The sequence below is a fragment of the Vibrio sp. NC2 genome, assembly GCF_025195005.1.
GTDB classification, from domain to species: domain Bacteria; phylum Pseudomonadota; class Gammaproteobacteria; order Enterobacterales; family Vibrionaceae; genus Vibrio; species Vibrio splendidus.
Genome location: NZ_JANVFC010000007.1, coordinates 95,294 through 120,092, shown reverse-complemented (window position 1 = coordinate 120,092; position 24,799 = coordinate 95,294). Strand labels below are relative to the sequence as shown.

At 43.9% G+C, this 24,799-nt stretch carries 9 protein-coding genes and 1 pseudogene; 4 read left to right on the top strand and 6 right to left on the bottom strand.

The window, feature by feature from the left end; all coding sequences use genetic code 11:
* Positions 1–25: 25 nt before the first annotated feature.
* On the bottom strand, positions 26–12,844 hold the full coding sequence (locus tag NX845_RS11755; protein ID WP_311319411.1) for an Ig-like domain-containing protein: 12,819 nt from the start codon (positions 12,842–12,844) through the stop codon (positions 26–28).
* Between the two features lie 253 nt (positions 12,845–13,097).
* Here NX845_RS11755 and NX845_RS11745 point away from each other — a divergent pair, with 253 nt between their 5' ends.
* Entirely contained in the window at positions 13,098–14,945 is a 1,848-nt protein-coding gene (locus NX845_RS11745) for a M3 family metallopeptidase (RefSeq protein WP_017094879.1), read from the top strand.
* A 93-nt stretch (positions 14,946–15,038) separates the two neighbouring features.
* Here NX845_RS11745 and NX845_RS11740 read toward each other — a convergent pair whose 3' ends face one another.
* The 3 genes and pseudogenes from NX845_RS11740 to NX845_RS11730 form a co-directional block, all read right to left on the bottom strand.
* A complete protein-coding gene (locus NX845_RS11740; RefSeq protein ID WP_004731791.1) occupies positions 15,039–15,350 on the bottom strand; it encodes a hypothetical protein in 312 nt (103 codons plus the stop codon).
* Positions 15,351–15,523: 173 nt separating this feature from the next.
* Positions 15,524–16,555 carry a porin gene (locus NX845_RS11735; protein WP_029222278.1) on the bottom strand — a complete coding sequence of 344 codons (1,032 nt, stop codon included), beginning with the start codon at positions 16,553–16,555 and terminating at the stop codon, positions 15,524–15,526.
* Between the two features lie 156 nt (positions 16,556–16,711).
* Positions 16,712–17,628, bottom strand: a pseudogene (locus NX845_RS11730) (DUF3187 family protein).
* A 258-nt stretch (positions 17,629–17,886) separates the two neighbouring features.
* Between NX845_RS11730 and NX845_RS11725 the strand changes: the two are divergent.
* The gene (locus NX845_RS11725; protein ID WP_121602311.1) at positions 17,887–18,681 is read left to right on the top strand and encodes a response regulator transcription factor; all 795 of its coding nucleotides are present in this window, start codon (positions 17,887–17,889) and stop codon (positions 18,679–18,681) included.
* Between the two features lie 39 nt (positions 18,682–18,720).
* On the opposite strand, the gene NX845_RS11720 is transcribed toward NX845_RS11725, so the two are convergent.
* Together NX845_RS11720 and NX845_RS11715 are read right to left on the bottom strand one after the other, a co-directional pair.
* Positions 18,721–19,554 (bottom strand): regulatory protein RecX, encoded by an 834-nt coding sequence (locus NX845_RS11720; RefSeq protein WP_004731801.1) that lies wholly within the window; start codon positions 19,552–19,554, stop codon positions 18,721–18,723.
* Positions 19,555–19,718: 164 nt separating this feature from the next.
* A complete protein-coding gene (locus NX845_RS11715; protein ID WP_260256843.1) occupies positions 19,719–21,323 on the bottom strand; it encodes a mechanosensitive ion channel family protein in 1,605 nt (534 codons plus the stop codon).
* 252 nt (positions 21,324–21,575) lie between these two features.
* Here NX845_RS11715 and NX845_RS11710 point away from each other — a divergent pair, with 252 nt between their 5' ends.
* Both NX845_RS11710 and NX845_RS11705 read left to right on the top strand, forming a co-directional pair.
* A complete protein-coding gene (locus tag NX845_RS11710) occupies positions 21,576–21,824 on the top strand; it encodes a hypothetical protein (RefSeq protein WP_004731805.1) in 249 nt (82 codons plus the stop codon).
* Positions 21,825–22,734: 910 nt separating this feature from the next.
* Positions 22,735–24,798 carry a protein-disulfide reductase DsbD gene (locus tag NX845_RS11705; protein WP_102575136.1) on the top strand — a complete coding sequence of 688 codons (2,064 nt, stop codon included), beginning with the start codon at positions 22,735–22,737 and terminating at the stop codon, positions 24,796–24,798.
* The last annotated feature ends 1 nt before the right edge of the window (position 24,799 follow it).

The following is a 24,799-nucleotide window of genomic DNA, read 5'->3' as shown; positions in this document are numbered from 1 at the left end:
TCCTTTTATAGACCGTACATCTAACTTACAGCGTTAAGTTGTTGTCATCTATCATTTTTTGTAAAATTTGTGCTTCTAATGCACTGCTACTGTCGCCTTGATACAGATCGTCGTACGTAACATCGGTTAATAAGATGTTTTGTTGAACGTCATCATCTCCATTTGGCTTAATAGAAATGGTCACGCCCTCACCAGATTCCTCTAAATCTAGATATTGTGTTGCCCCTAGCCCTGTATTAAGCCCTAGGCTTCCCAAAATACCCGAGAGGTCAATTGCATCAGTATCTGGAGACGCATCAAAATCTTGAATCACATCGTAGCTTGGTGCTTCTGCACTCCCTAAGCCTGAAGATGCGAACACAAAATTATCTGAGCCCGTCCCGCCAATCAGCAGGTCGTTATCATCTGTCGCGGTAATCGTAGAATCCCCTTCAGCAACAAATTCAACCGATACCGTTTGGGGTAATCCTACCGCTTGGTTGTTGCCTATTTCAGCTGAAGGTTCGATGGTGATTTCAAATGGGTCAACGCCATCATAGCCACCCGTAATCGCTAGATTCGGTACATCTGCCAAGTCCACCACATATTGACTATCGACCATCGAGCCATGTGAGAACGTCAAACCTGCGGGAATATCATAAATTGTAATGAAGCCCACTTCTGAATCAGCAGGGTTTACAAGAGAAAGGTCTAAACCAAGAGGAATCGTGCCACTTGCTTCTGCCACGATCGAAGAGTATTCAACGCTCAATAACGGTGCATCAGGCTCTGGTGTGATAATAAGCGTCATGTCTTGCGAGCTCGGGTCACCCGTGTCGACCACTAACTCACCGAGTACCGTATTTTGATCAACCGTTCGGCCGGTAATCGTAATATCGAGGTTACCAAACGCATCGCCTGCAAAGAATTCGAGTTCATCAACAGAACTTGCTTTAACGAGGATAGTCGCCTGTATGATGCCACCAACACTGGTGAAAGAACTGGTTTCTGATCCAATTCGAATTCGATCTAGTCCAACTAAACCTGATGGATCCGAAGTTCCATTCACTGTTACCGTAATCGCTAAAAACTCATCACTGTTAGTTTCAAAGCTATTGGCATCAAGAGGAATCACGATGCCATCATCTTCACTTCCAGTGAGCTGTTCTGGTAAATCGAAGAACTCAACCTTGTCACCAATAGGATTTACACCAACGGTAAATTCAGATTCGGTATAGCGGATTTCTGTGGTGCCGATTTCTTGAGTAATCGCCTCAAGAACAAGATTCATGTCACCACTGAAATCGCGTGGCGGCATAATAACGAGATTAGCAAGCTGACTAGGATCAAGCTGCCACTCGTAACTAGGGTTACCATCAAAGGTACCGCCATCGACGCCATTGTTAGGAACTAATTCGTAGCTGTCGCCGACCTTTATCGCAACAACCGCACCTTCAGGCACGCCTTTCAATGCCAAGGACATATTTTCAGAGCCATCTTGGTCAATCAGCTCCGCGCTGAGTGATGACAATGAAATGTAGTGATCTTCGTCGCCGACAATATCCTCTGTCACCAAGTTCGCCGCATCTGCAACAGGTTCAACTGTGATCGTCACTACGGTTGTTTTATCTTGCGTATCCGTTTCAACGACACAATCCGCTTCATCGGTAATATTTGCAGTTACCGTTAAGGTGATATCGCCGCTGTAATGTTCAGGTGGTGTTACCAACACATCACTCAATCGGCTAGGATCCGTTACCGTCCAAGTACCATTGCCGTTATCAACCAACAAGCCAGTATCAGCAGGACTCTCCGATAGTGTTACACCATTTGATACTGTGATGGTCAGAGAGTTAACGGTCTCCTTACCAGTAGCACTATTGCCTTCACCCTCGATTAGCTGACCATCTTCAACGCTATCTCCCAGAACGAGCTCTAGATTAAGATCTGTTGCTATGTCTTCCTGGATTGTTGTCGAATCCGCGGCAACGGTAATGTCATCCACAACAGGCAATACTTGAATACTAATAGTTTGAGCTGTCGTTACAGTCTCACCATTACAAGGGGAGGTTTCAATCGTCTCTATGGTGAAATCAATACACCCAGCGAAGTCTTCGTCCAATCCAGTTAACGTCAATTTCGAGAGACCATCGGCAGTGATCGAGTAACCGACTACTTCGCCAGCCGCGTCATATTCCGCAATAACACCATCACCCGAAATCTCGACGCCTTCAGGAAGAGAATCGGCAGGAATATAGAAAGAGATCGTATTGTCTGGGTCACTCGCTACATTGGTATTGAGCAAGCCCGTTAAATCGATATCTTCGCCTTCATTAGTCTTAATATCACCACCCGGTTGAATGGGACTTGGTGGGCCAACAGGGTCACAAGTACCGCCACCGCCGTCATGGCCAGTGATCTGAATTTGGAATGAAGTATCAATATACTTCGAATCTTCGCCATCAATCACACGAGCACGAACCACAATATCTAAAACGGGAGTATCGCTTGGGCTGGAGATCGTCATACCGCTCAAGATTTCTTGCGCCAACTCTTGGATAGAGTCACTCGTAAGACCGTTCGCAGAGATAATCCAGTTTCCTGAAACATCTTGAGCGGCTCCGTTGGGGTGATCGATAATCAGCGAATAGCCATCAGGCACATCGATCAAGATATAGTCTAAGTACTCTGAGCCATCCATATCTGCGTCAACAAAAGTAACCGCATCAGACACGTTGACTGGAGAACCGTCCTCACTGAGGTATAGCTGACCAGAACTTTCCAAACGAGTATCTGACTCAACCCTCGCATCGACGGTGACACTGATTGATCCCGAGATATCTTTTACATCAGTCGAGCCTGTCGGCGAAGTGTCGGTAACTTCGTAGGTAATTGGGATCGAAAATGTACCGCTCAAATCTTCAGTAGCGGTGACGGATAGTCTTCCGCTACTTAAAAGCTCGGACAGTGTTGGCGTCGTAGAGTCTAATAAACTTTCTAAATCTAACCCTGAAACCGGCACATCAATAACACTGCCATCGAAATAGAGAGTCAGGTCAGCAGGAAGGCTATCAATCACATAACCCGTTAAAGACTCACTACCATCAACATCTTGATTCACTGATGGCTCTAGATTCAATCCAATTTGGCTGTCTTCAATACCTTGAGTGCTAACTGTTTGACCATCTTCTTGATCAACAATCGGTGCTAACTCTACTTTCAACGTCATCGGAAACTCGCCCGAATCACCATCTGGCTCTGTTGAAATAGCAATAACAGTTAGCTCTAACGCGCCACTGAAATCAGTAACAGGCTTGAGGTATAGGTCATTCAGTTGAGCGTTAGAGACTTGTAATACAGGCCCTGTCACATCATCAACATACGCGATCGTCAGCGACACTGGCTTGCCCATCGCATCCACCAGCAAAGTGCCTTCAGGAATGTTGGTAAGCAGTATATTAATCTCTTCCGAAACATCGTCATCGGTTGTTTGGACGACAAAATCAAGTCGAATCAAACCATCTTCATTTAGAACAGATTGGTTGCTGATGACTTTGGCATCACTATCATATTCCCAATGAGCATTACCTCCATCGACAACAATCGGCTCATCGACGACACCTTTAAGGAAAATATTGATGGTTTTGGTGTCGCTAAGTGCAGTCACATTAACGGGATCTAACGAGTCAACTGTCGATTCATAAGAAACGGCAGTCACCTTAATAAACAGCTCTTCCGTAAACGAACTGATGTCTTCTTTTGGTATTAAATAAGCAGTACCGTTCTCTATCGCTTCAGCAGACACGAGATAAGTATTAGGGCCAATTAAGTCAAACAACCCACCTTGAATTGCCCACCCGTCTTGTACTTCAATTTGGTAACTTAACGATTCAGAACCATCGGTATCAGTCAACGCACCATTGATTACGTTCTTTAAGAAGATGTTTTCATCTTCAAGACCTTTGTAATCTTTAACAGATAAAATGGGAGTGTCCGCATCCGGTGAGATCTCAACGACTACAGTATTAACAATATCGGCAGTTCTATCATCAGGGTTAGCGAAGGTGTTTCCCGCTTCGGTTGCAATCGCAGTAATCTCAAACTCGAATCGACCCGCAAGGTTTTCATCGGCTCTAATTTCCATCTTATCGATTTGATTCTGAGTGTACTCCTTACCCTCTTTAACGGCATTTCCGTTCAAGGTGATATTCAGCCCATCTGGAATGCCACTAATGGTGTAAGACAATTCTTCAGATGTGTCTTGGTCGACCAACTGAGCGGTGATATCCAACTTAATTGGGTCTGCGTCATCTTCCACTGATTGATAAGTAAATACAGAATCCGACCAATCAGGCGCATCTGCCACGGGTAAAACAGAAACAGCAATGTCGGCCGTGAGTTCTTTTGGAACCGTATCAGTGCTAATAATGGCGTTGATCGCTAAAATAACCGTTGAGGTCGTATTCGATTCATGAAGTGCAGGTCGATAAGTTAACTGACCATTCGGGCTGGTAAACTGACTGTCAATCGCCGTTAACTGATTACCTGAAAGCGTCACCTTGCCATCAACCACTTGAAGCAATACGCCATCTAAGTACAAGCTACCGCCTTGCAAAGAAGCTTCAGAGAACTCAATAGCAGTAACGGTTTCGCTTTGGTCCACATCTCCGGTTGCCACACTCACGACGATAATCGCATCGTTGTCTTCTGTGGTTTCAGAATCTTCATAACGAATAAAACCTTCGTTATCATCTAACACAAGCTCAGCGTTACTTATTACTTCATCACCATCTGCATCTCGTACCAAATAGTCGATATCATCGATTATTTTAGGGTTAGTAGGATCTGTCGATACGTTTGGATTTGTGGTTAGTTGGTAACTACCATCTGGTGAAAGAGTAAACTGACCATAAGTAGTTCCACTATCATAGTCGTTGATAAGATTGATCGTGATAGGAGTACCGACATCATCAAAGGTATACGTGACATTTCGATAGGTGAAGCTAATGATTTCCGCACCATCGGCGCCTGTAAACTCTTCGGTTAAGAATTGCCCATTGAGATCATCGCCCTCAACCATTTCAATCGAACCGCTTCGAGAAGTAGGAACCGCATCCGTAACGTTGACTGAATAGATAGCAGGATCAGAGCTATCACCATCGGCATCAGTGACAACCAATTCAAAATTCACAGCAAGATTATTTTCACCGTCACCCGTGGCATGATCAAGCGGTGCATATAGGTTGAACTCTGTTGTGCCGTCGTTGTTAAAACGAATTCGGAAGATATCGTTACCCGACGTATCTTGAGCGTAATACCAACCATCGGCATTCACGTCTTGCAAGGATATCGCTCGTCCGCCACTGCTGTAACCAAGGGCATCAAAAGCATCGATGTTGATTGAAACTGATGCGATATCGTCCGAGCCTTGGATAATAGCGATCGATGGGCTTGGCTCTTCAGTCCCAGTTTGTTCGTTATCACCAATGAGCCCATCTTCATCGACAGATATGCTGCCTACAATCGAGAATGCAGGATCCTTACCATCGTATATTTTAATATCTGACTCTTGAGTGGATCGCGAACCGTCTGAATCAATAACGACAACCGTTGTCGGTATATTCAATTCGGTATCTTTTAACCCAGTGCCATGGTCAATAGAGCGATATAGATCAATCTCAACAGCAACTGTACCGGAGGCATTGGCTTCTAGGAAATAGTCCGAAGGTAGACGAATCTGCATAATGACATCGCCATTACTTAATATCGCATCGAAACTGCCGTCACCATTGTCTCTCCAAGTTAACGCTTCACCATTATGAGTAACGGCTTCCCCATCACCATCTAAAACCGCCTGACCGTTTGTCACATCAATACCAAGATAAACGATAGGATCATGCGATGCAGTGATATCCAAATTGACCACTGCGCTTTGTCTTACGCCGTCTGGTGTTGTATTGGCGATAGGTGTTTCAGATAGCTCAACCGTGCCACTTCCAATAAACGGTTCACCACCGTCAGTAATAGAGATGTTAAGGTCTAGTTTGGTTTTATCATTATCTGAATCGCGAGCAGTAACAGTAAAAGGAAGAGAATCCGTACCATTGGTTTGATCTAAGCCTTTATAAAGAGTGAAGACATAATCCACACTGCTGTCTACATCCCCGGATACGGGCGCGGCAAAACTCACAGTAAAGGCGACATCGCCACCCACTACTGGTCCGGCGTAGCCAGTCAATAATGTTCCATCCTCAGAAACAGTGTAATAAATCTGTTCACCGCCGCTGAAGAGCTGAGGTTGGTCTGCTAGATCAAAGAACACACTGTCTAAGTAATCACTGCCAATCCCGAGACTGAAGGTTCCGGTGCTACTGACTTCACCGACAGAAGCATTGCTTAGATCCGACTCGTTGACTGAAGCATTTGAGTCAAGAACCAAACTCGGATCATTACCGTCCTCTATCACCCATGATATTTGACCGTTTTCTAAAGCAGTGCCATCAGTATCTGTACCAATAATATTCAACGGAATCGTGAGTAAATCACTGGTGAGAACATGATCGAGTGGGCGTTCAATCACTAATACAATATCGGCAAGTACATTATTCCCGTCGACCGTTGTCGTCATTGAAAACGAGAACACATCATCATCACCTTGCTTAGCTGTAATAATGAGACCATCTGCGCTGAGAGTATAAGTAAGTGCTGTAGAGTCGCCTCCCGAAGTAATACCTAATGCTTCTAGTTGCGCGACAGTCTCAGGGCTAAATTGTATAGAATCTGGGTCTGGGTTATCCGAACCACCTAATATAGTAAATTGAGCATTGATGGTTTGCGAACCGGAGGTAACGTCGACTTCCGTCACCGTTTTCGAATCATCCAATATCTGTCCTGCCGCACCATCAGTGATATCAATAGTCGCCGTGGCAGAACCGAAATCACCACTAGAATCTGCGGCAACATAATTAAAAGTAACGATATGATCTTGCTGGTGATCTAAGTTTCGATTCGCTTCAAAGGTCCACTGGCCGTTAGCAAATACGGTTAATACACCATCCCCTGTATTGAACACCGCAGGAGTTGCACCTGAAATGTCCTTGCTGACTCCACCAACTTCGACGCTACTAATAGTTAGTGCGGTATCAAGGTCAATGTCATTGCTGAGAACGTTGCCTGACGATGTTTCACCTTCAACCATCAAGTAAGACTCGCCGAACAACAAAGGCTCGGAATCTAGAATCGTGATCGGTAGTTCACCTAAAACCAGCTCAGTGGTCCCGTCATCATCAATTTGGAGACCTTCGATAATGATCGCTGTTTGAAGTAACTCTTCACCAGCTTTTTGGTCAACCGCTTGGTAGAAAGTGATTTCAACGGCATCGCCGACAATCTTTGCTTCAAAAACCAGTGTTCCATCGGTTCGTGTTGCTTTAAGCACTTGTCCATCAGACTCTAATGCAATAGCGATAGATTGACCTTGAGATGTCACTCCCTCGGCAGAGACTTGGTTTGCACTAAAAGCGAATTCGTCAGCAAACTGAATATTGATGTCAGCAACTTGGGTTTGATCTCCGAAGATCCCGACCGTGCTTTCAGAAAATGAGACGGAACCAGGCAGTATAATACTTGGCATATCATCACTGGCTTCATTACCAATTGAATTGGCAACTCTTGCATCAATGATCCATTCTGAAGACGGATCTAGACTAGAAACATCAATATTCTCGACTAGCCAGCCACCTGACGCATCCACGACTCCAACAAAAGTCAGCGTTTGAGTACCATCATTGATCTCGATGTAAACAGGTAAGCCTTCGGAGACATCGGTTGTCCCCTGCATGACGGTTAAGTCACCACTTCGGAAATCCAAGATGCTGAAACCAGACAAGGTATCAATATCAATAACAGGCGGTACGGTATTAATTTGCGCAGTGCTGTCAGTCCCCGAAGCTTCATTACCCGCAATATCAACGGTAACCGCCTCTACGGTAATGTTGCCATCCGCAAATGCAGACAGGTCAACATCATCGATACTCCAAGCACCCGCAACAACCACGGTTTGTAACGTTATAGATTGATTATTACTATCAGTGACAGTGACATCTACGGTTTGACCATCTTCAACGTTTTGAACCACACCCTGAAGACGAACAGATTTCACTTCTTCAGTATTGAGTATGTTATCGGCATCATCAAATTCTGCGGTGATGCTAGCCAGCGTATCCTTAACGATCGTATCGCTAGAAGTGACCTTATTTCCCGCAACATCCGTAACACTAGCTTCAACGGTCAAAATACCTTCTGCAAAATCCGAATAGTCTTGGCCTGTCAGTGTCCAGTTTCCGCCAGCTACTGTGGTCGTATAAACTTGGGAGACATTAAGGCTATCGGTGATAGTAATAGTGATCGTTTGACCATCTTCAACGTCTGCGACCGTTCCGACCAAGGCACCATTAGTAATTTCGGCTAAGTTGTAGTATTCATCATCTGATGCAGAGAAATCGACATCGATACTGATAAGCGTATCTTTGACTATGGTGTCACTTGAGGTTGCAGTATTGCCCGCAACGTCCGTAACTGTGGCTTCAACCGTCAAAGTGCCTTCCGCAAAATCAGAATAGTCCTGATCTGTTAGAGTCCAATTCCTCCCCGAAACCGTGGTTGAATATTCTACTGACGTACCAGCACTATCTGTGATGGTAATTGAAATCGTTTGGCCATCTTCCACATTGGCAACCGTACCGACTAAGACACCATCAACCACTTCAGATTGGTTATAATACTCATCTCCAAAACCATCAAAATCAACATTGATGTCCGCTAAAGTATCTTTGACTATAGTGTCGCTGGAGATCGCGACATTCCCTGCAACGTCCGTAACCGTTGCCTGAACTGTTAAAATACCTTCAGAAAAAGAAGAGTAATCTTGACCTGTCAGTGTCCACGTACCACCAGACACCACCGTCGAATAATCAGCCGAAGTACCAGCGCTATCTGTTATGGTGATGAAAATAGCTTGTCCGTCTTCAACATCAGCCACCATTCCGACCAACGCGCCGTTGCTTACCTCTGCAGAGTTGTAAAACTCATCATCAGATGCAGAAAAATCGACACCAATACTCGCTAACGTATCTTTGACGATAGTATCGCTAGAAGTTGCAGTATTGCCTGCAACGTCAGTAACTGTAGCCTCTACAGTCATGATACCTTCTGCAAAACCCGAATAGTCTTGGCCGACTAATGTCCATTCACCACCGGTGACTGTCGCGGTATAATTTTCTGACTTGCCATTAACATCGGTGATAGTGATTGAAACTTCTTGGCCATCTTCAACATTGGTCACCGTGCCAACTAATGCGCCATTACTCACCTCGGCAGAGTTGTAATACTCATCACCAAAACCATCGAAATTGACACTGATGTCCGCCAGTGTATCTTTAACTATGGTGTCGCTAGAAGTTGCCGTGTTACCCGCAATGTCCGTAACGCTTGCTTCTACTGTCAGAATACCTTCCACAAAGGCGGAATAATCTTGACCAGTGAGACTCCATCCGCCACCAGAAACTATCGCGGTATAATTTTCTGACTTACCATCTACATCGGTGATAGTGATTGATACTGTCTGGCCATCTTCAACATTAGCAACCGTACCCACTAGTGCACCGTTGCTTACCTCAACTGAGTTGTAATACTCATCATCAAAACCATCAAAATCGACATCGATGTCTGCCAGCGTATCTTTGACGATGGTATCGCTAGAAGTTGCTGTATTGCCCGCAACGTCCGTAACGCTTGCTTCAACCGTTAACTCGCCTTCAGCAAAGGCTGAATAATCTTGACCAGTTAGCGTCCATTCGCCACTAGAAACTATCGCGGTATAATTTTCTGACTTACCATCAACATCGGTAATGGTGATTGATACTGTTTGGCCATCCTCAACATTGGTCACCGTGCCGACCAATGCGCCATTAGTAATTTCGGCTAAGTTGTAATACTCATCACCAAAACCATCAAAATCGACACTGATGTTCGCTAACGTATCTTTGACGATCGTATCGCTAGAAGTTGCCGTATTACCCGCAATGTCCGTAACCGTAGCTTCTACTGTTAGCGTGCCTTCAGCGAAGGCTGAATAATCTTGACCAATGAGACTCCATTCGCCACCAGAAACTATCGCGGTATAATTTTCTGACTTACCATCGGCATCGGTGATAGTGATTGATACTGTCTGGCCATCTTCAACATTGGTCACCGTGCCGACCAATGCGCCATTACTGACCTCAGCAGAGTTGTAATACTCATCACCAAAACCATCAAAATCGACACTAATATCCGCCAGCGTATCTTTGACGATCGTATCGCTAGAAGTAGCAGTGTTGCCTGCAACGTCTGAAACCGTAGCTTCAACTGTTAACGTACCTTCAGCGAAAGCTGAATAATCTTGACCAATTAGAGTCCATTCGCCACCGGAAACTACCGCGGTATAATTTTCTGACTTGCCATCGACATCGGTGATGGTGATTGACACTGTTTGGCCATCTTCAACATTGATCACCGTTCCGACCAAAGTGCCATTACTCACTTCGGCGGAGTTGTAATACTCATCACCAAAGCCATCAAAATCGACACTGATGTCCGCTAACGTATCTTTGACGATAGTATCGCTAGAAGTTGCAGTATTGCCTGCAACGTCAGTAATTGTAGCCTCTACAGTCATGATACCTTCTGCAAAACCCGAATAGTCTTGGCCGACTAATGTCCATTCACCACCGGTGACTGTCGCGGTATAATTTTCTGACTTGCCATTAACATCGGTGATAGTGATTGAAACTTCTTGGCCATCTTCAACATTGGTCACCGTGCCAACTAATGCGCCATTACTCACCTCGGCAGAGTTGTAATACTCATCACCAAAACCATCGAAATTGACACTGATGTCCGCCAACGTATCTTTGACGATGGTATCGCTAGAAGTGGCGGTATTGCCTGCAACGTCCGTAACGCTTGCTTCTACTGTCAGAATACCTTCCACAAAGGCGGAATAATCTTGACCAGTGAGACTCCATCCGCCACCAGAAACTATCGCGGTATAATTTTCTGACTTACCATCTACATCGGTGATAGTGATTGATACTGTCTGGCCATCTTCAACATTGACCACCGTTCCAACCAATGCGCCGTTGCTCACCTCTGCTGAGTTGTAATATTCATCATCCGACGCAGAGAAATTGACACTGATAGAAGCTAGCGTATCTTTAACTATCGAATCCGTGGAGGTTGCAGTATTTCCCGCGATATCAATAACGCTAGCTTCAACTATTAACTGACCTTCAGCAAAAGCAGAGTAGTCTTGTCCGGTTAGAGTCCAATTACCATCGGATACCGTCGTTGAATAATCAACGAATTTTCCTTGGCTATCCGTAATAGTAATTGAAATAGTTTGACCCTCTTCTACATTTGCCACAGTACCAACCAACGCCCCATTTGAGACTTCAGCTTGGTTATAAAACTCATCATCAGATGCAGAGAAATCAACACCAATGTTGACTAAGGTATCTTTCATAATTGTATCGGTAGACGAAATCGTATTACCAGCTACGTCCGTCGTACTAGCGACAACCGTCAACTCACCTTCTGAAAAACCAGAGTAATCTTGGTCTTTCAGACTCCAAAAATTACCAGACACAACTGTGGTGTAGTCAACAGATAAACCATTGCTGTCCGTGATCGTGATATCAATAACTTGGCCATCCTCGACATTGAAGATCGCACCAATCAATGCACCTTTGCTAACTTCATTTTCGTTATAATAGTTATCGCCAAACCCATCGAATCTAACGAGGATTCGATCAAGCGTATCCTTAACAATGGTATCGGTAGCTGACGTAGGGTTTCCGGCAATATCGATGGTGCTTGCAACAACCGTGAGTTCGCCTTCCGCGAAATTGGAATAGTCTTGGTTTTCGAGTGTCCAGCTGTTACCAGACACGTTCGTGGAATAATCTACAGATAAGCCCTCACTATCTGTAATCGTAATTAAGATAACTTGACCATCTTCTACATTGGTCACTGTGCCAACCAATGCACCATTCTCGACTTCAAATTTGTTATAAAACTCATCACCAAAGCCATCGAAATCAACCTCAATGTTGGCTAATGTGTCTTTGATTGTGGAATCGTTAGCTGTAATGCTATTGCCAAAATCATCGGCAACAACCGCATCGACTTGGAGATCACCCTCTTCCAATGAAGAGAGGTCGACCCCATTGACGACATACGTTTCATCGCTTGTGATGGCTGTGGTGGTTACTGTGGTTCCGTTAACATCAGTGATGGTCAGAACAACAGTACGCCCGTCTCGAACATCCACAGCCGTGCCCGTAATCGTGACACCTGGTACTTCAAACTGATTTTCGTAACCGTCTCCACCATCCAAAATATCAACGGTTAATAGTGCACTAGGTAACAGAATATCAAGGTTACCCTCATTCGTGGTTGTATCTTCGTCGACATATTCTGTAGGACGCGTATCAAAACCCGCCTCTGCAAGCGTTTCATCTAAGGTGGAACGAACATAAGCAATAAAAGAGGCACTGGAACTAGGTTGGTCATTCGCTGAGTTAGGCTGTTGAGGTGCGCTTTCAATGTTGTTAACGAGTTCGGTGACCACCTTTTCCAACTGTTGTTCAACAGCGGCGATTTGTGGTTCAGTTAAGGGCTGAGCCTCTTGTAAATTCTGAGGTTCAATGCTGACGACTTGCACGCCTTCAACTTTTGGCTGCGTAGCAGGTAATTGAAGCCAAGTCCCATCAGGGAATACTTGCCACACAACACCACCAACTTCGATATATAAAATAGGATCCATCCTAAACCTCTTCCTTACAAAAACGCTGACCTGAGAACATCAATTTACTCAATAAAAAGCCGGAGAAATCAGCACACTCTCTTTAGTTAATACTAGCAAACAACAAATCATTAACAGTTAATTAATTATCACTAATACGCTGTAAAGTAAACTAATAGGCTGTGACTTACATTCCGTTATATGCAACATCACAAAATACATTCAATGAATGTGTCATAATGTTGAAATTACTGGTTAATTTTCAAGGAATGTCATGACTGCAACGAACTATCTCAACCAATTGAATCAAAAGTATCTTGCGACTCATAAAGCGAAAGAAGACTTCTTTTGGGATACATATATGGGGATCAGTGACGACCACGATGGCTCGACACTCGCGCAGACTCAGTGGACTGAATTTCTAAGCTCTGCCGAACAGATTGCTGCTATCGAAACTCAACTAGCTGCTATCGATAAAATTCAAGATCCCCTAGAAAAAGAGAGTACCCTGACAGGCTTGAATGGTTGGTTAGCGACCTTTAGATCTCACGCTATTGAGTCTGAACAGTCACAGAAGCTTAAAGCCGAACTCATAAAGTTTGAGGCTGAACTGTTTGAGAAAAAACAAAACCATGTGATGACTTACGTAAATGAAACAGGCGACGAAACAGAAGGGTCGCTGCCCGTTTTAGGTTCAGCCGTTAGAAGTAATGGTAATGAACAAGTTAGGCTTTCTGCACATCAAGCACTATTAGATTTAGAACAGTGGCTGCTGGCTAACGGCTTCATTGAACTGCTCAAAAAACGTAACCAATTTGCTCAATCACTGGGTTTTAAAACCTTCTTTGATTACTCGGTGGTTAAAACCGAACAGATGACGACAAAGCAGCTGTTTACGATTCTTGACGACTTCGAAGCACGTACGCGCGATAACCATCAGCAAAGCCTAGCCAATTTGGCAGAACAGAAAGGCGAGAGTGCACTTCAAGCCCACAACTTTACCTACTCTTTTGCAGGTGACGTTATGAATGATCTTGATCCTTATGTTCCGTTCTCAAAGTCACTTCGACGCTGGATTGAATCTTTTGGTCGCCTAAACATCGAATACTCTCAAGCGACATTAAAATTGGATCTGCTGGATCGTAAAGGTAAGTACCCTAATGGTTTCTGCCATGGCCCTATCCCATCTTTCTACGATCAAGACACTTGGGTAGCGGCTCAAGTTAACTTCACGAGCAACGCCAAGCCCGACCAAATCGGCAGCGGTTATGATGGTATCAACACGCTATTTCACGAGGGCGGCCACGCAGCGCATTTCGCCAACGTTAAGATGAACGCGCCTTGTTTCTCTCAGGAATTTGCACCAACCTCGATGGCTTATGCCGAAACGCAATCCATGTTCTGTGACAGCTTATTGAATGACGCCGATTGGCTCAAACAATACGCGCTTAATGCAGATGGCCAAGCAGTACCTGACGAGTTAATCAAAGCAATCATCGATAACAAACAACCCTTCAGAGCTTATCAAGAACGCAGCATTTTAGTGGTTCCGTATTTCGAGCGAGCACTTTACGAATTGGCGGATGAAGATCTGACACCTGAAAAGATCACCGCTCTTGCTCGTAGCAGTGAGAAAACGATTCTTGGATTGGCTTGTAGCCCTCGCCCATTAATGGCGATCCCGCATCTATTGTCGGATGAAGCCTCTTGCGCATATCAAGGTTACCTGCTGGCTCATATGGCGGTGTATCAAACTCGTGCGTATTTCACCGATAAGTTTGGCTACCTAACGGATAACCCAGAAATAGGCCCTTTGTTAGCTAAGCACTATTGGCATCAAGGAAATAGCGTGAATCATAATGGGACAATCGAAAGCCTGACTGGGGAAGGTTTTAATGCCAAATACCTCGCTGACGAGTGCAACTTATCGCCAGAAGAAGCTTGGGCGATTGAGGAGCAAAAAATCAAACAGCTGTCGACAAGAGAACGATCACCAGTCGCTGATTTGAATGCGAAGATATCGATCGTTGATGGGGCCACCGAGTTGGCGAATAATGATAAGTCAAACCATCAGATGTGTGATGAGTTTGAACACTTTATCGTTGGGCAATACGGCCGATAGCGGGTGCTGAGCATCTGTAACCAAGGTTGAACCAAAAAACTCAAACGAAAAAAGGACGATAATTTATCGTCCTTTTTATATTCAGCGTTGGATCTATGCCGTGACACATGTCGAGCGAGTTTCAGTATCAAACTCAACATCAACAGAATCAGCACTTCGCAATGATTTTCGATGAATGCCAAATACTTGCCCCGTCAAAACAATATAAAACTTCTCTGTTTTGAGTAGATTCCAAGCTTCATCAAGAGATTCAGCATAAACCTTGTTCTTGAGATCTTGTGGGCGGGTACCTGCGACTCTTCCATGTTTACGCGCCAATTCAAATAGTCCATTACGATTCGGTTTACACGTAAACAGGGTATCATTTCCATAAATAACACCCTGGGCTGTAATGCTTTTAATCATTACATTTCTCCAGATAATAATTCCACTCGTAGCACTTGAGTGACAAACCACATATCAATCTGTGGATGCTTACACTGCAAAAAGAAGAGAACATGGTGTAACGACCGGGCAAGCTATTACACCATTACCATCAAATGTCTTAGAAGCTCTTAAACTCTGAAGAGTTCAAGTTCTTAGAAGTAGTAGTAAGCTGCTGCGAATACGTGTGTTTCTTCGTCGTATTGTGTGTTACCAGTTGAGCGAGCGCCTTCAATATCTTGCTTGATATCAATACCCATGTCAGCGTTGTCAGCGATACGGTACATTGCCGCGATGTTGATGTAAGAAGCATCTACATCTGCTTGGCCATCAAGTTCATTGTTGCTAGATGCATAACCCGCTGCGATTGTTAGGTCTTCAGAAACTGTGTAACCGCCTGAAACGTAGTAGCCTGTGTTCTTAGCAGAATCACTCTCTTCAATCCAAGAGTTCATACCCAGTTTAAGAGCACCAACCTTAACGTTACCTGTCACTGTATAAACTTCGTAATCAGCATCGTCATCACGAGCTTCATAACCTGCGTATAGGTTGAATACCTCTTGCTCTAAACCGATGTAACCGTTAATGCCTTTATCCGCATCATTATGATCGTCACCTGTTTCAAAGTAAGAAATACCGTAAGCAATACCGTCTGTTGCGCCTTGGAATTTAACAACATTGAAGCCGTCAGAAGCATCACCAGCTGAAGCACCAAACTCGTAAGTAGTGTCGCCAGCGCCATCGACTTTATCTAGAGCCGTATCGTTTTCCCAACCAAATGAAGCAATACCGTAGCCAGTGTCAAAACCAATCCAAGCTTTGTCTACGTGAGTTGCTGGACCTGTATCGATGCCGTTGACCCAAGCAGAAGTTGCAGCGTCAGCATCCGCTACGTTGTTGTCTGTCGTGTACTGAAGCATTAAGTCTGTTTCTACGTAAGCCACTACGCGGTTGTTACGGTAGTTAAGAGCCAATGTTAGACCTGTAGCCCAGTCATCGTAAAAAGCTTTAGAGCCTGTGTCGTAGTAACCACCAACACCAAAAGAGCCTGATACTGAGAATTGATCTTTGTGCATTGAATCGAATGCAAACATATCTTCGTTTTGGCTGTTTTGGCTGCTTGTGCTTACAGCGAAAGCTGAACTTGAAATGCTCGCAATCGCAAGTGCTACTAATGTCTTTTTCATGATAACCACTACCTATATATTGATTCGGCCTTGTTAATCCGGCCTTTTGGAGTGGCGCTATTGTTCAAAAAAACACGTTATTGATATACCGTAAATTTACTGAAAATTTTATAGCCTTGGTGAATTTCATGAAATAAGAATATATTAATGTATCGTTTATATTGAAAAACGTAATCCGAGTGTAAAGCCGATATCGGTGCTGTTATCCATATTACGGATGTTCTCAATCATCAGCGCTTCGACTACGAGTTGATTTAAGCGGTAGCGATAACCCAAAACGACCTCGTTAGAAGGTTCAGAAAAATCCGGATCATTGGTCGCCCAGCCTTGGAAATTGAGAGATTCAATCAATAAGCTATGGCGTTGATTCAACCGATACTCATACCCAATTGCCCAACTTGCGCTGAAATTTTCAAGACTAACGACATACACATCGCTATCTCGATGTACAAGACCAATGGTTGAAAAAACGCTGTGCCTAGGGGTGATATAGCTGTAGTTAAGCTGAACACCTTGCTCAAAACTGGTTCTCGCAAACTGCCCACTTCTTACATTGTTGTAAAACAAAGAGCCACCAGCCGAGAGCGACATTGGCCCTCTAGAATACAGTAGAAGTTCATTGTAGAACGTCAGCGCGTTGGTTAAATCATCACCTTCAAAATCAGACACGTGCACACCTGCATTATGAAAACCCATGGTGAACTGATCTTCCGCCACCTGATCGCGACCATTCTGGCCAATGCGGAACAGGTCATGAAACCCCATCACAAAACTGTCTAACCATTATCTTTTGCAGTCACAACTCGGTAATCCAGCTCCGTTTTCCAGACAGGTGAAGCTTGCCACTCAATCGCAATATTGGATTGATTTTGATAATAGTCGAGAGCATACGCACTCGTGTGTGCCCATATACTGGCTTGGGTATAGGAGGACTTGAACTCAATGGTCCCTACTCTTTTAGGCTGAGCAGAACGAAGTTGTGTTGAAAGCACATTTGAATGAATTTGAGATTGCGCGTAAACAAACATTGGAGAGGTATTCGCGTGTGTAACGGAATGAAAAAAGGTCAACATCGAGACTGAAATAGACAGTAACGCCCTTAAACTTATCACAGTGTTTACTCGGTTATAGAAATGCCCGATCTTATTAAAAAACACCGTTCAATTAATGCAGTAAATGTACTGCTTATCATTCGACAATCTAGAACTAAGAGTTATAAAAAACTTAAAAATAGAACCTATGATATATATAAGAATCTTATCTTGCACTGAGCCACTCGAACGAATATCTTCTGAGTATTGACCTAATGAATGTATCGAGAAAGGAAAAACGTGTCTGCTTTAAGCCTAAGTTTTGAACAGCTATTAATGAAACAATCAACCTCTCTTATTAATAGCGATCCTAAAAACTTTCAAACAACGTGGTCAGAAGCAAGCTTTGACGTTCTCGATTGGTTCGGGATTGATCGTTTAACGCTATACCCGAATTCAATGGTCTTACTTGAAGACGGGAAAACTTGTTCAGTATCCAAAGCAAACATACCTCCTGTCGATAAGAAAAGTTTGGTTGGCGGTAACTACCTTGATTACCTAAAGCTATTGAAAACCAATGAAACATATCTCACCTTTACCAGTGACGAGCTCGTTTCAACCAAAAACTATGTGTTAAAGAAGATCTATAAAGAAGGGGGAAGATGGCACTGCATCATTCCTTTGCAGCTGTTTAACCAACGCTGGGGAGCATTGTCTTTTACTAACTTTCACGACAACGAAACCACCTTCGACCTCGAAGACATCCAGCGCTTAAAGTTAGTCTGTGAACTTTGGCTCTGTTATTGGCAGCACTCAACGCTAGCGAGGACACTAAAACAAAATGAGAATCGGCTTGCAGATGATAGTGATAAGCTATTATTACTCACAAAAAAACAAACCAAGGTTTTGGCTCTCATTGCTCAAGGGTTTAGTGCAAAAGAGTGTGCAGAACAGCTCCACCTTAGCTCTCGAACGATAGAATCGCATAAATACAGAATGCTTGGATTACTCGATTTAAACAGCCACAATGACCTGATTCAATTCGCCTTACGCAATGGCCTAGGTCTTACAGAAAACCTACACACGACACGTTAAAGCAAGGCTATGTGCACTCTTTACGCATAATATTGGTTGTTATTCGTTGCCTTCACTCAGAGCAAATTTGATTTCATCCGACGAAAAGCCTTTTCGACTTAACATTGCGTAAGCCTTTGAGCGTTCTTTGTGATCGTTGAGGTCATATGATTTCTTCTGCAGCTGTTCCAAACAAGATGAATAGAAATCCAGTTGCTCCTCATTAATTAATCGGTCGACCAACGATGACAACTCGCTGGTGTCGATTTGTCGCTGTCTGAGCTCTTGCTGAATAGCAGTCAAGCCTTTGCCTTTACGAGCATACTTAAGCACCTCTTTTTCCAAATCAGCTTTCTCTGCCTTAATTTGAATATTACTTTTCAGTTCATGCGACTGCGTGTGCTGGTCAATCGCTACCTTCACCTGCTGGTAGCTAAAACCACGCTTTTGCAGGGTCGCGACAAGCTTTTCACGGCTCATGGTAAAACTTGTATAGTAATGGTTGATACGGTCTATCAAGATGGTTTGCTCATCAATAGACTTTTCGAAGGACACTTTATGGATTGCATCAGAAATCACTGAATCGGTCAGGCCTTTCTTCTTCAATTTTTCGACAATATATCGAGAACCGAATTCACCAGAAAAAGCTTGTTCCACGAATTGTTCTGCAAACACTTGGTCAGACTTGAGATACCCAAAGCCTTTCAGTGTCCCTAGAGTTTCATCGATCCATTCTTGATTGTCGGTTTTCACTTTGAGCTTCGCAACCAACTCACTTTCCGTCATATCTCTCTGGGTTAGGTGCCACATCGCAGAGTTCATGACGCTTTCAATTCGTGTTGCTTTTCTTACCGTTGTATTTCTACTATTCGTTTTTTGCTGTGAATCATCCATTCGCTTTCAACTGTCCAAACTAAGCCTACCCCATCATAACGTAATTCTAAGGCGGTTGAGTGACATAAAAGAATGAAGCTCAATATAAACGGAAGCCAATAAAAATGGACGCTTATTCAGCGTCCATTTGATATCACATTAAGAATGATGGCTCTAAGCCATGCTTAGCTCTCTTCGTGATTGTAAATATGCACATCTCGTTGAGGGAATGGGATCGTGATACCTTCTTCATCGAAGCGTTTCTTCACGGTTTCCGTCACATCCCAATACACATCCCAATAGTCATCGGTCTTAACCCAAGGTCTGACGACAAAATCAACAGAAGACGTATTCAAGGTATGAAGCTTGATCATATGCTCCGGTTTTTTCAGTACTAGAGGGTGCGCAAGAATGATGTCGTTCAATACCGCTTTCGCTTTATCGATATCATCTGAGTAACCAATGCCGAAGACCATATCAACACGTCTCACACGTTCTGCAGTGATGTTGTTGATCACGTCACCCCAAATCTTGTTGTTCGGGATCACCAAGCGTTGGTTATCGATGGTTTGAATGGTCGTCGACACTAAGCTCATGTCTTTTACTGTGCCTTGAACGCCGGCCACTTTAACCATGTCGCCCACATCATAAGGACGATAGATCAAGATCATCAAACCTGACGCAAAGTTAGATAGTGTGTCTTGCAATGCGAAACCAATAATGACACCCGCCACACCGAAACCGGTTAATAGTGGCGCTAGCTCAATCCCAATTTGAGACAGAGCGATAAGTAAACCAATAAACACGACCGCTTTAGATGCGATGGATACGAAGAACTCCTGCATCAATACGCTAAAGTCCATTTTAGAGTGCGAAACACTCTTACGAACGGTCTTACGAGCCACGTTAGCAATAAGGCGAGTTACGTATAAAATACCGAGAAACAGAGCGAGTTTAACGATAAATGAAGGGGTGTTTTCAAACGCCCATGAACTGAATGAACGAAGCCAACCATCCAACAGATCCAACGCAACATCAACATCCAACACATCAGCGTTAATATCGCCTGTCGTTGCTAGTAACACACGCTTGTAAGAAGTCACATCAACGCCAAACGGTTCCATTAGCGTGATGGTTTCTTCTAAGCTCGCCACCATGACACTGGTTCGCTCACTGAAGCGTTCAAGCTCAGTTTTAATCGTCGCTTTCTCTTCTTCACTTACATAAGATAACCGACGTTCTAAATCTTGACGTTGTGTATCCGTGTATAGAATTGCATTAGTAAGATATTGAGAACGAGAAACAAGTGCCGTTTTGAGCTCACCTTCAGGAACCGCAACATCAACTTCACGCTCTTTCGACCAATCTAATGTCTTAGCAAGCTGCTGATAATAGACATCCATCATTCCGATTCGTTTTTGAATGCGTAATTCAAGGCGTTTTTTAGCATCACCTTCAGCGGAACGGTTTTCTTTGCTCATTGAAACGATTTTAACTTCATTCAATGACAGCAATTTTTGTAAGAGTTCAACCTGCTGAGCAAGAGTGACATCAAGCCCTTCCTTTTTATCGGACGATAGCTGTGAAAAAATCTCTTCACGTAGTGCTTGGTTCTTTCGTCTTAATATATCTTCTAGAAACGGCTTCTCAGCATCATGCGCTGTTTCTAATGTTGTTAGGTCCAGCATTAGCTGGTCTTGTACTTCTGCTATTTTATCGACACTTTGTGCAAAACTCCCTGATGCCACAAACGACAACATTAAAAATAGACAACGCCAAACCTTTATCATGTTAATTCCTATGAATGTCTAAATTGACCCCTTAAATAGTAGTAAAAAGAATATGGATAACAAGCATTTAAACGTATGTTGTGTTAAAAATTCGCAAAATATCAGTACGTATCTAATATTTGAGAGTTCCAATCCCCTCTTATGATCTGTAGAGTACGCAACCAACAAAGAACAACAGCCAATATCGTCACTTAAGCACATGCACAAAAACGCCTTAAATCCGATGTTAGCTAACAGCAAGAGAGCATAGAAATGAACAACGAACTTGATATTATCGAATCCTTAGAAGAACTAGAAAAGTTCCTAATCTCAGTAGAAGCTGGCGGTTTGGGTCTTGAAGGCGTTGAAGGTGTAGGCATGGCAACCAATAATTCAGATGGTCGTCACTTCGTTGCTGTATTCAACAGCAGCCACAAAGTTCTGCTCGCTCGCTGGATCACCAAAGAAGTTTTCGAAAATGGTAAAGACTTAGTACGTAATGGCCCTCGCCGTACTCACTAAGCCTTTCCAATAAAACCAACGATTAAGCCCAATAAGTTCCTCTAAGATCTGTTGGGCTTTTTGCATAGCCCCATCGTGAATAAACAAATCGATACAGAATAAATTAGTTATAACTGCCGGTTATTGTGAACTTTAACCAGAGCCCTATGTCGTATTCGCGTGAGTCCATGTTTAATCATCGTCTCTCGTGTATATACATTTTCTCTCGTTTATATATAGTTTCACTTTAACCATTTTATGACTTGTGGCGCGAAGAGAACTTATCTAAGCTAGCCACAATTCAATGAGCTCGCTTTAACAACTAACTGATTTGATTACCGACTAATTTGCTGAACACATCGCTACTTTTCTTACCCACACAGAATCGCCAACAAAAGCAATCGCTTTGGGCACTTCTCCTTACCGGACTGGTTATCATAACTTGCCTGGCGAGCACTCTGGCCGTAAAGAAAGTATCGTTATCTACATCCGCTAATGGTCAATCCATCCTAGTTGACGCGCAAACTCATACAAAAACCAGTAATCCTCAAACCGACATCGCTTCTTCAGAAAAAATGGCCGCTCTATACGCGAGTATTTTCGGTTTAGAAGCGTCTAAAATGTTAACGTCACCCAATTCAAGCTCGTGTAGTCTAAGTTCAAAAATGCTGACCTTTGCCGCACCTAAAACGGGCTGGCTGATCCCTTTCGTTCTGATTATTGCTGTTGCATTCAACTTATCTCCGCACATCTCGAGATTATCCGGAGAGAATCACCGCTCTTCTCGACCTACAAAACACCGCTTACACCTAAAGCACTGTATATTTAGAGAGTAAATAACCGGGCTATTCCACCCTTTTATTTATTTTTTGGAGATACATTTGTGTACAACACACTACTAACTAAGTTTGTCGATTCGTTGGCATTCTGCATGCGCACATGCGCAAAAGCTTTCGTCACTGCAATCTTAGTCATGACGTCATTTACCGCCCTGGCTCAAACCACGGGCTGGATAAGCGTGCCTGAGCATCCGCCAGTTAAGATGCGAATGATGTCGACAGGTGAACAGTCGGATAACGGCGGTACCGTTCAAACTGTATTGGACGTTACACTCGACGGTGACTGGAAAACCTATTGGCGCAGCCCAGGTGAAGGTGGCATTCCGCCAAGCTGGGATTGGTCTGATTCAACTAATATAGAGTCTGTAGATTGGCATTGGCCGATCCCTAAATACTATGAACAACTTGACGTGATGACGTTAGGCTACAAAAAGCACGTAAGCTTTCCTGTCACCCTAACGTTGAAAGACAAAACGCAACCTGCTGTATTTAGGGCTTCTCTCTCGTTCCCGTCGTGCACCAATATTTGTGTTTTGACTGACTATGACATCGAACTCCCTATCGACACGCAGCAATTGCAGTTCGATGAAGAAGCGATGTTCTTGTTCAACCAAGGCATGAGCCAATCTCCAAGAGAAGCGAACCGGACTTCAGTGAACAGTCTATTTTGGGACAAAAGCAAGCAACAACTGGTCACTCAACTAACCAGTAACGAAGGCTGGGATAAGCCGATGGTGTTGATCGATGGCAAAGAAGTCATCGATGATTTCTTTGCTCAACCAAGCGTCCACATCACCGGCAATACGATGACCGCTGTATTTGACGTCAGCAACTGGATAGGCGAAGTCGACTTAACGGATCGCACCGTTAGTGTCACCGTTTCAGACACTAATTTTGCCGAAGAGATGACCGCTCAAGTCGGCTCAGAACCTATTGCTTATCAAGCAAGTAACAACGGTTTTCTTGCAATGATCGGCTTTGCTTTGATTGGTGGTTTAATCCTCAATATTATGCCGTGTGTGCTGCCTGTATTAGGAATGAAGCTAAACAGCATCATCCAAAACCAAGGCGCATCTAATCGTCATATCCGACTCTCATTCTTAGCTTCTGCGTCAGGTGTCATTACATCATTTGCACTCCTAGCCCTTGGCATGACCGTTCTAAAAATGGGTGGCAATGCGATTGGTTGGGGAATCCAGTTCCAAAATGTTTGGTTCATCGGGTTCATGCTGATCATCACTTTGCTGTTCTCGATTAATCTACTTGGATTATTCGAATTCAGACTGCCTTCCAGCTTGAACACTTGGATGGCAACCAAAGGCGATGACTCACATTCAGGCCACTTTATTCAAGGCATGTTTGCGACGCTGTTGGCAACGCCGTGTAGTGCTCCGTTCTTAGGAACCGCAGTTGCTTATGCACTTGGGGCAAGCTACCAAGAGTTGTGGGCTATCTTTATCGCACTCGGCATCGGTATGAGTGCACCTTGGTTGATTTTCGCGCTGTTCCCGAGTCTTACAAAACTGCTTCCAAAACCTGGGGCATGGATGTTCAGAGTTAAGCTGGTATTTGGCTTAATGATGTTCATTACCAGTCTATGGTTAACAAGCCTAATGAGCCCATTCATTGGTAAATTCTCGACGATCCTGTTGTCACTGTTTATCGTGATTACAGTATTGATTTGGATTGGCCGTAAGTTGGGCCGCAAGGTACTTATTCCTATTGTCGCAACCACAACCTTGGTGTTTGGTGCTGCATTGATCGTCGGTAGTGTCACCGCTGATAACTGGGCGACACCGATTGTTGACGATCTCGATTGGCAAAAGCTAGATGCAAAACAAATCCCTCAATTGGTTGAGCAAGGCAAAACGGTATTTGTCGATGTGACCGCTGAGTGGTGTATTACCTGTAAGGCCAACAAGATCGGCGTCATTCTCCAAGACCCTGTCTACAGCCACCTACAGCAAGAAGACATTGTTTTGATGAAAGGCGATTGGACAACACCAAGTGAAAGTGTCACTCAATACCTACAAAGTAATGGTCGATTTGGTGTGCCATTTAATATCGTCTACGGCCCAAGCTATAAAAGCGGTATTCCAGTGCCTGTCATTCTCGACAGTGACACTGTCGTTCAAGCCATCGACGCTGCGAGATAAT

What these genes read in the sequence shown, in the direction of transcription:
- NX845_RS11735 (WP_029222278.1), bottom strand. Translation starts at nt 16,555, where the DNA reads ATGAAAAAGACATTAGTAGCACTTGCGATTGCGAGCATTTCAAGTTCA.
- NX845_RS11720 (WP_004731801.1), bottom strand. Translation starts at nt 19,554, where the DNA reads ATGGATGATTCACAGCAAAAAACGAATAGTAGAAATACAACGGTAAGA.
- NX845_RS11705 (WP_102575136.1), top strand. Translation starts at nt 22,735, where the DNA reads ATGCGCACATGCGCAAAAGCTTTCGTCACTGCAATCTTAGTCATGACG.
- NX845_RS11755 (WP_311319411.1), bottom strand. Translation starts at nt 12,844, where the DNA reads ATGGATCCTATTTTATATATCGAAGTTGGTGGTGTTGTGTGGCAAGTA.
- NX845_RS11745 (WP_017094879.1), top strand. Translation starts at nt 13,098, where the DNA reads ATGACTGCAACGAACTATCTCAACCAATTGAATCAAAAGTATCTTGCG.
- NX845_RS11710 (WP_004731805.1), top strand. Translation starts at nt 21,576, where the DNA reads ATGAACAACGAACTTGATATTATCGAATCCTTAGAAGAACTAGAAAAG.
- NX845_RS11715 (WP_260256843.1), bottom strand. Translation starts at nt 21,323, where the DNA reads ATGATAAAGGTTTGGCGTTGTCTATTTTTAATGTTGTCGTTTGTGGCA.
- NX845_RS11740 (WP_004731791.1), bottom strand. Translation starts at nt 15,350, where the DNA reads ATGATTAAAAGCATTACAGCCCAGGGTGTTATTTATGGAAATGATACC.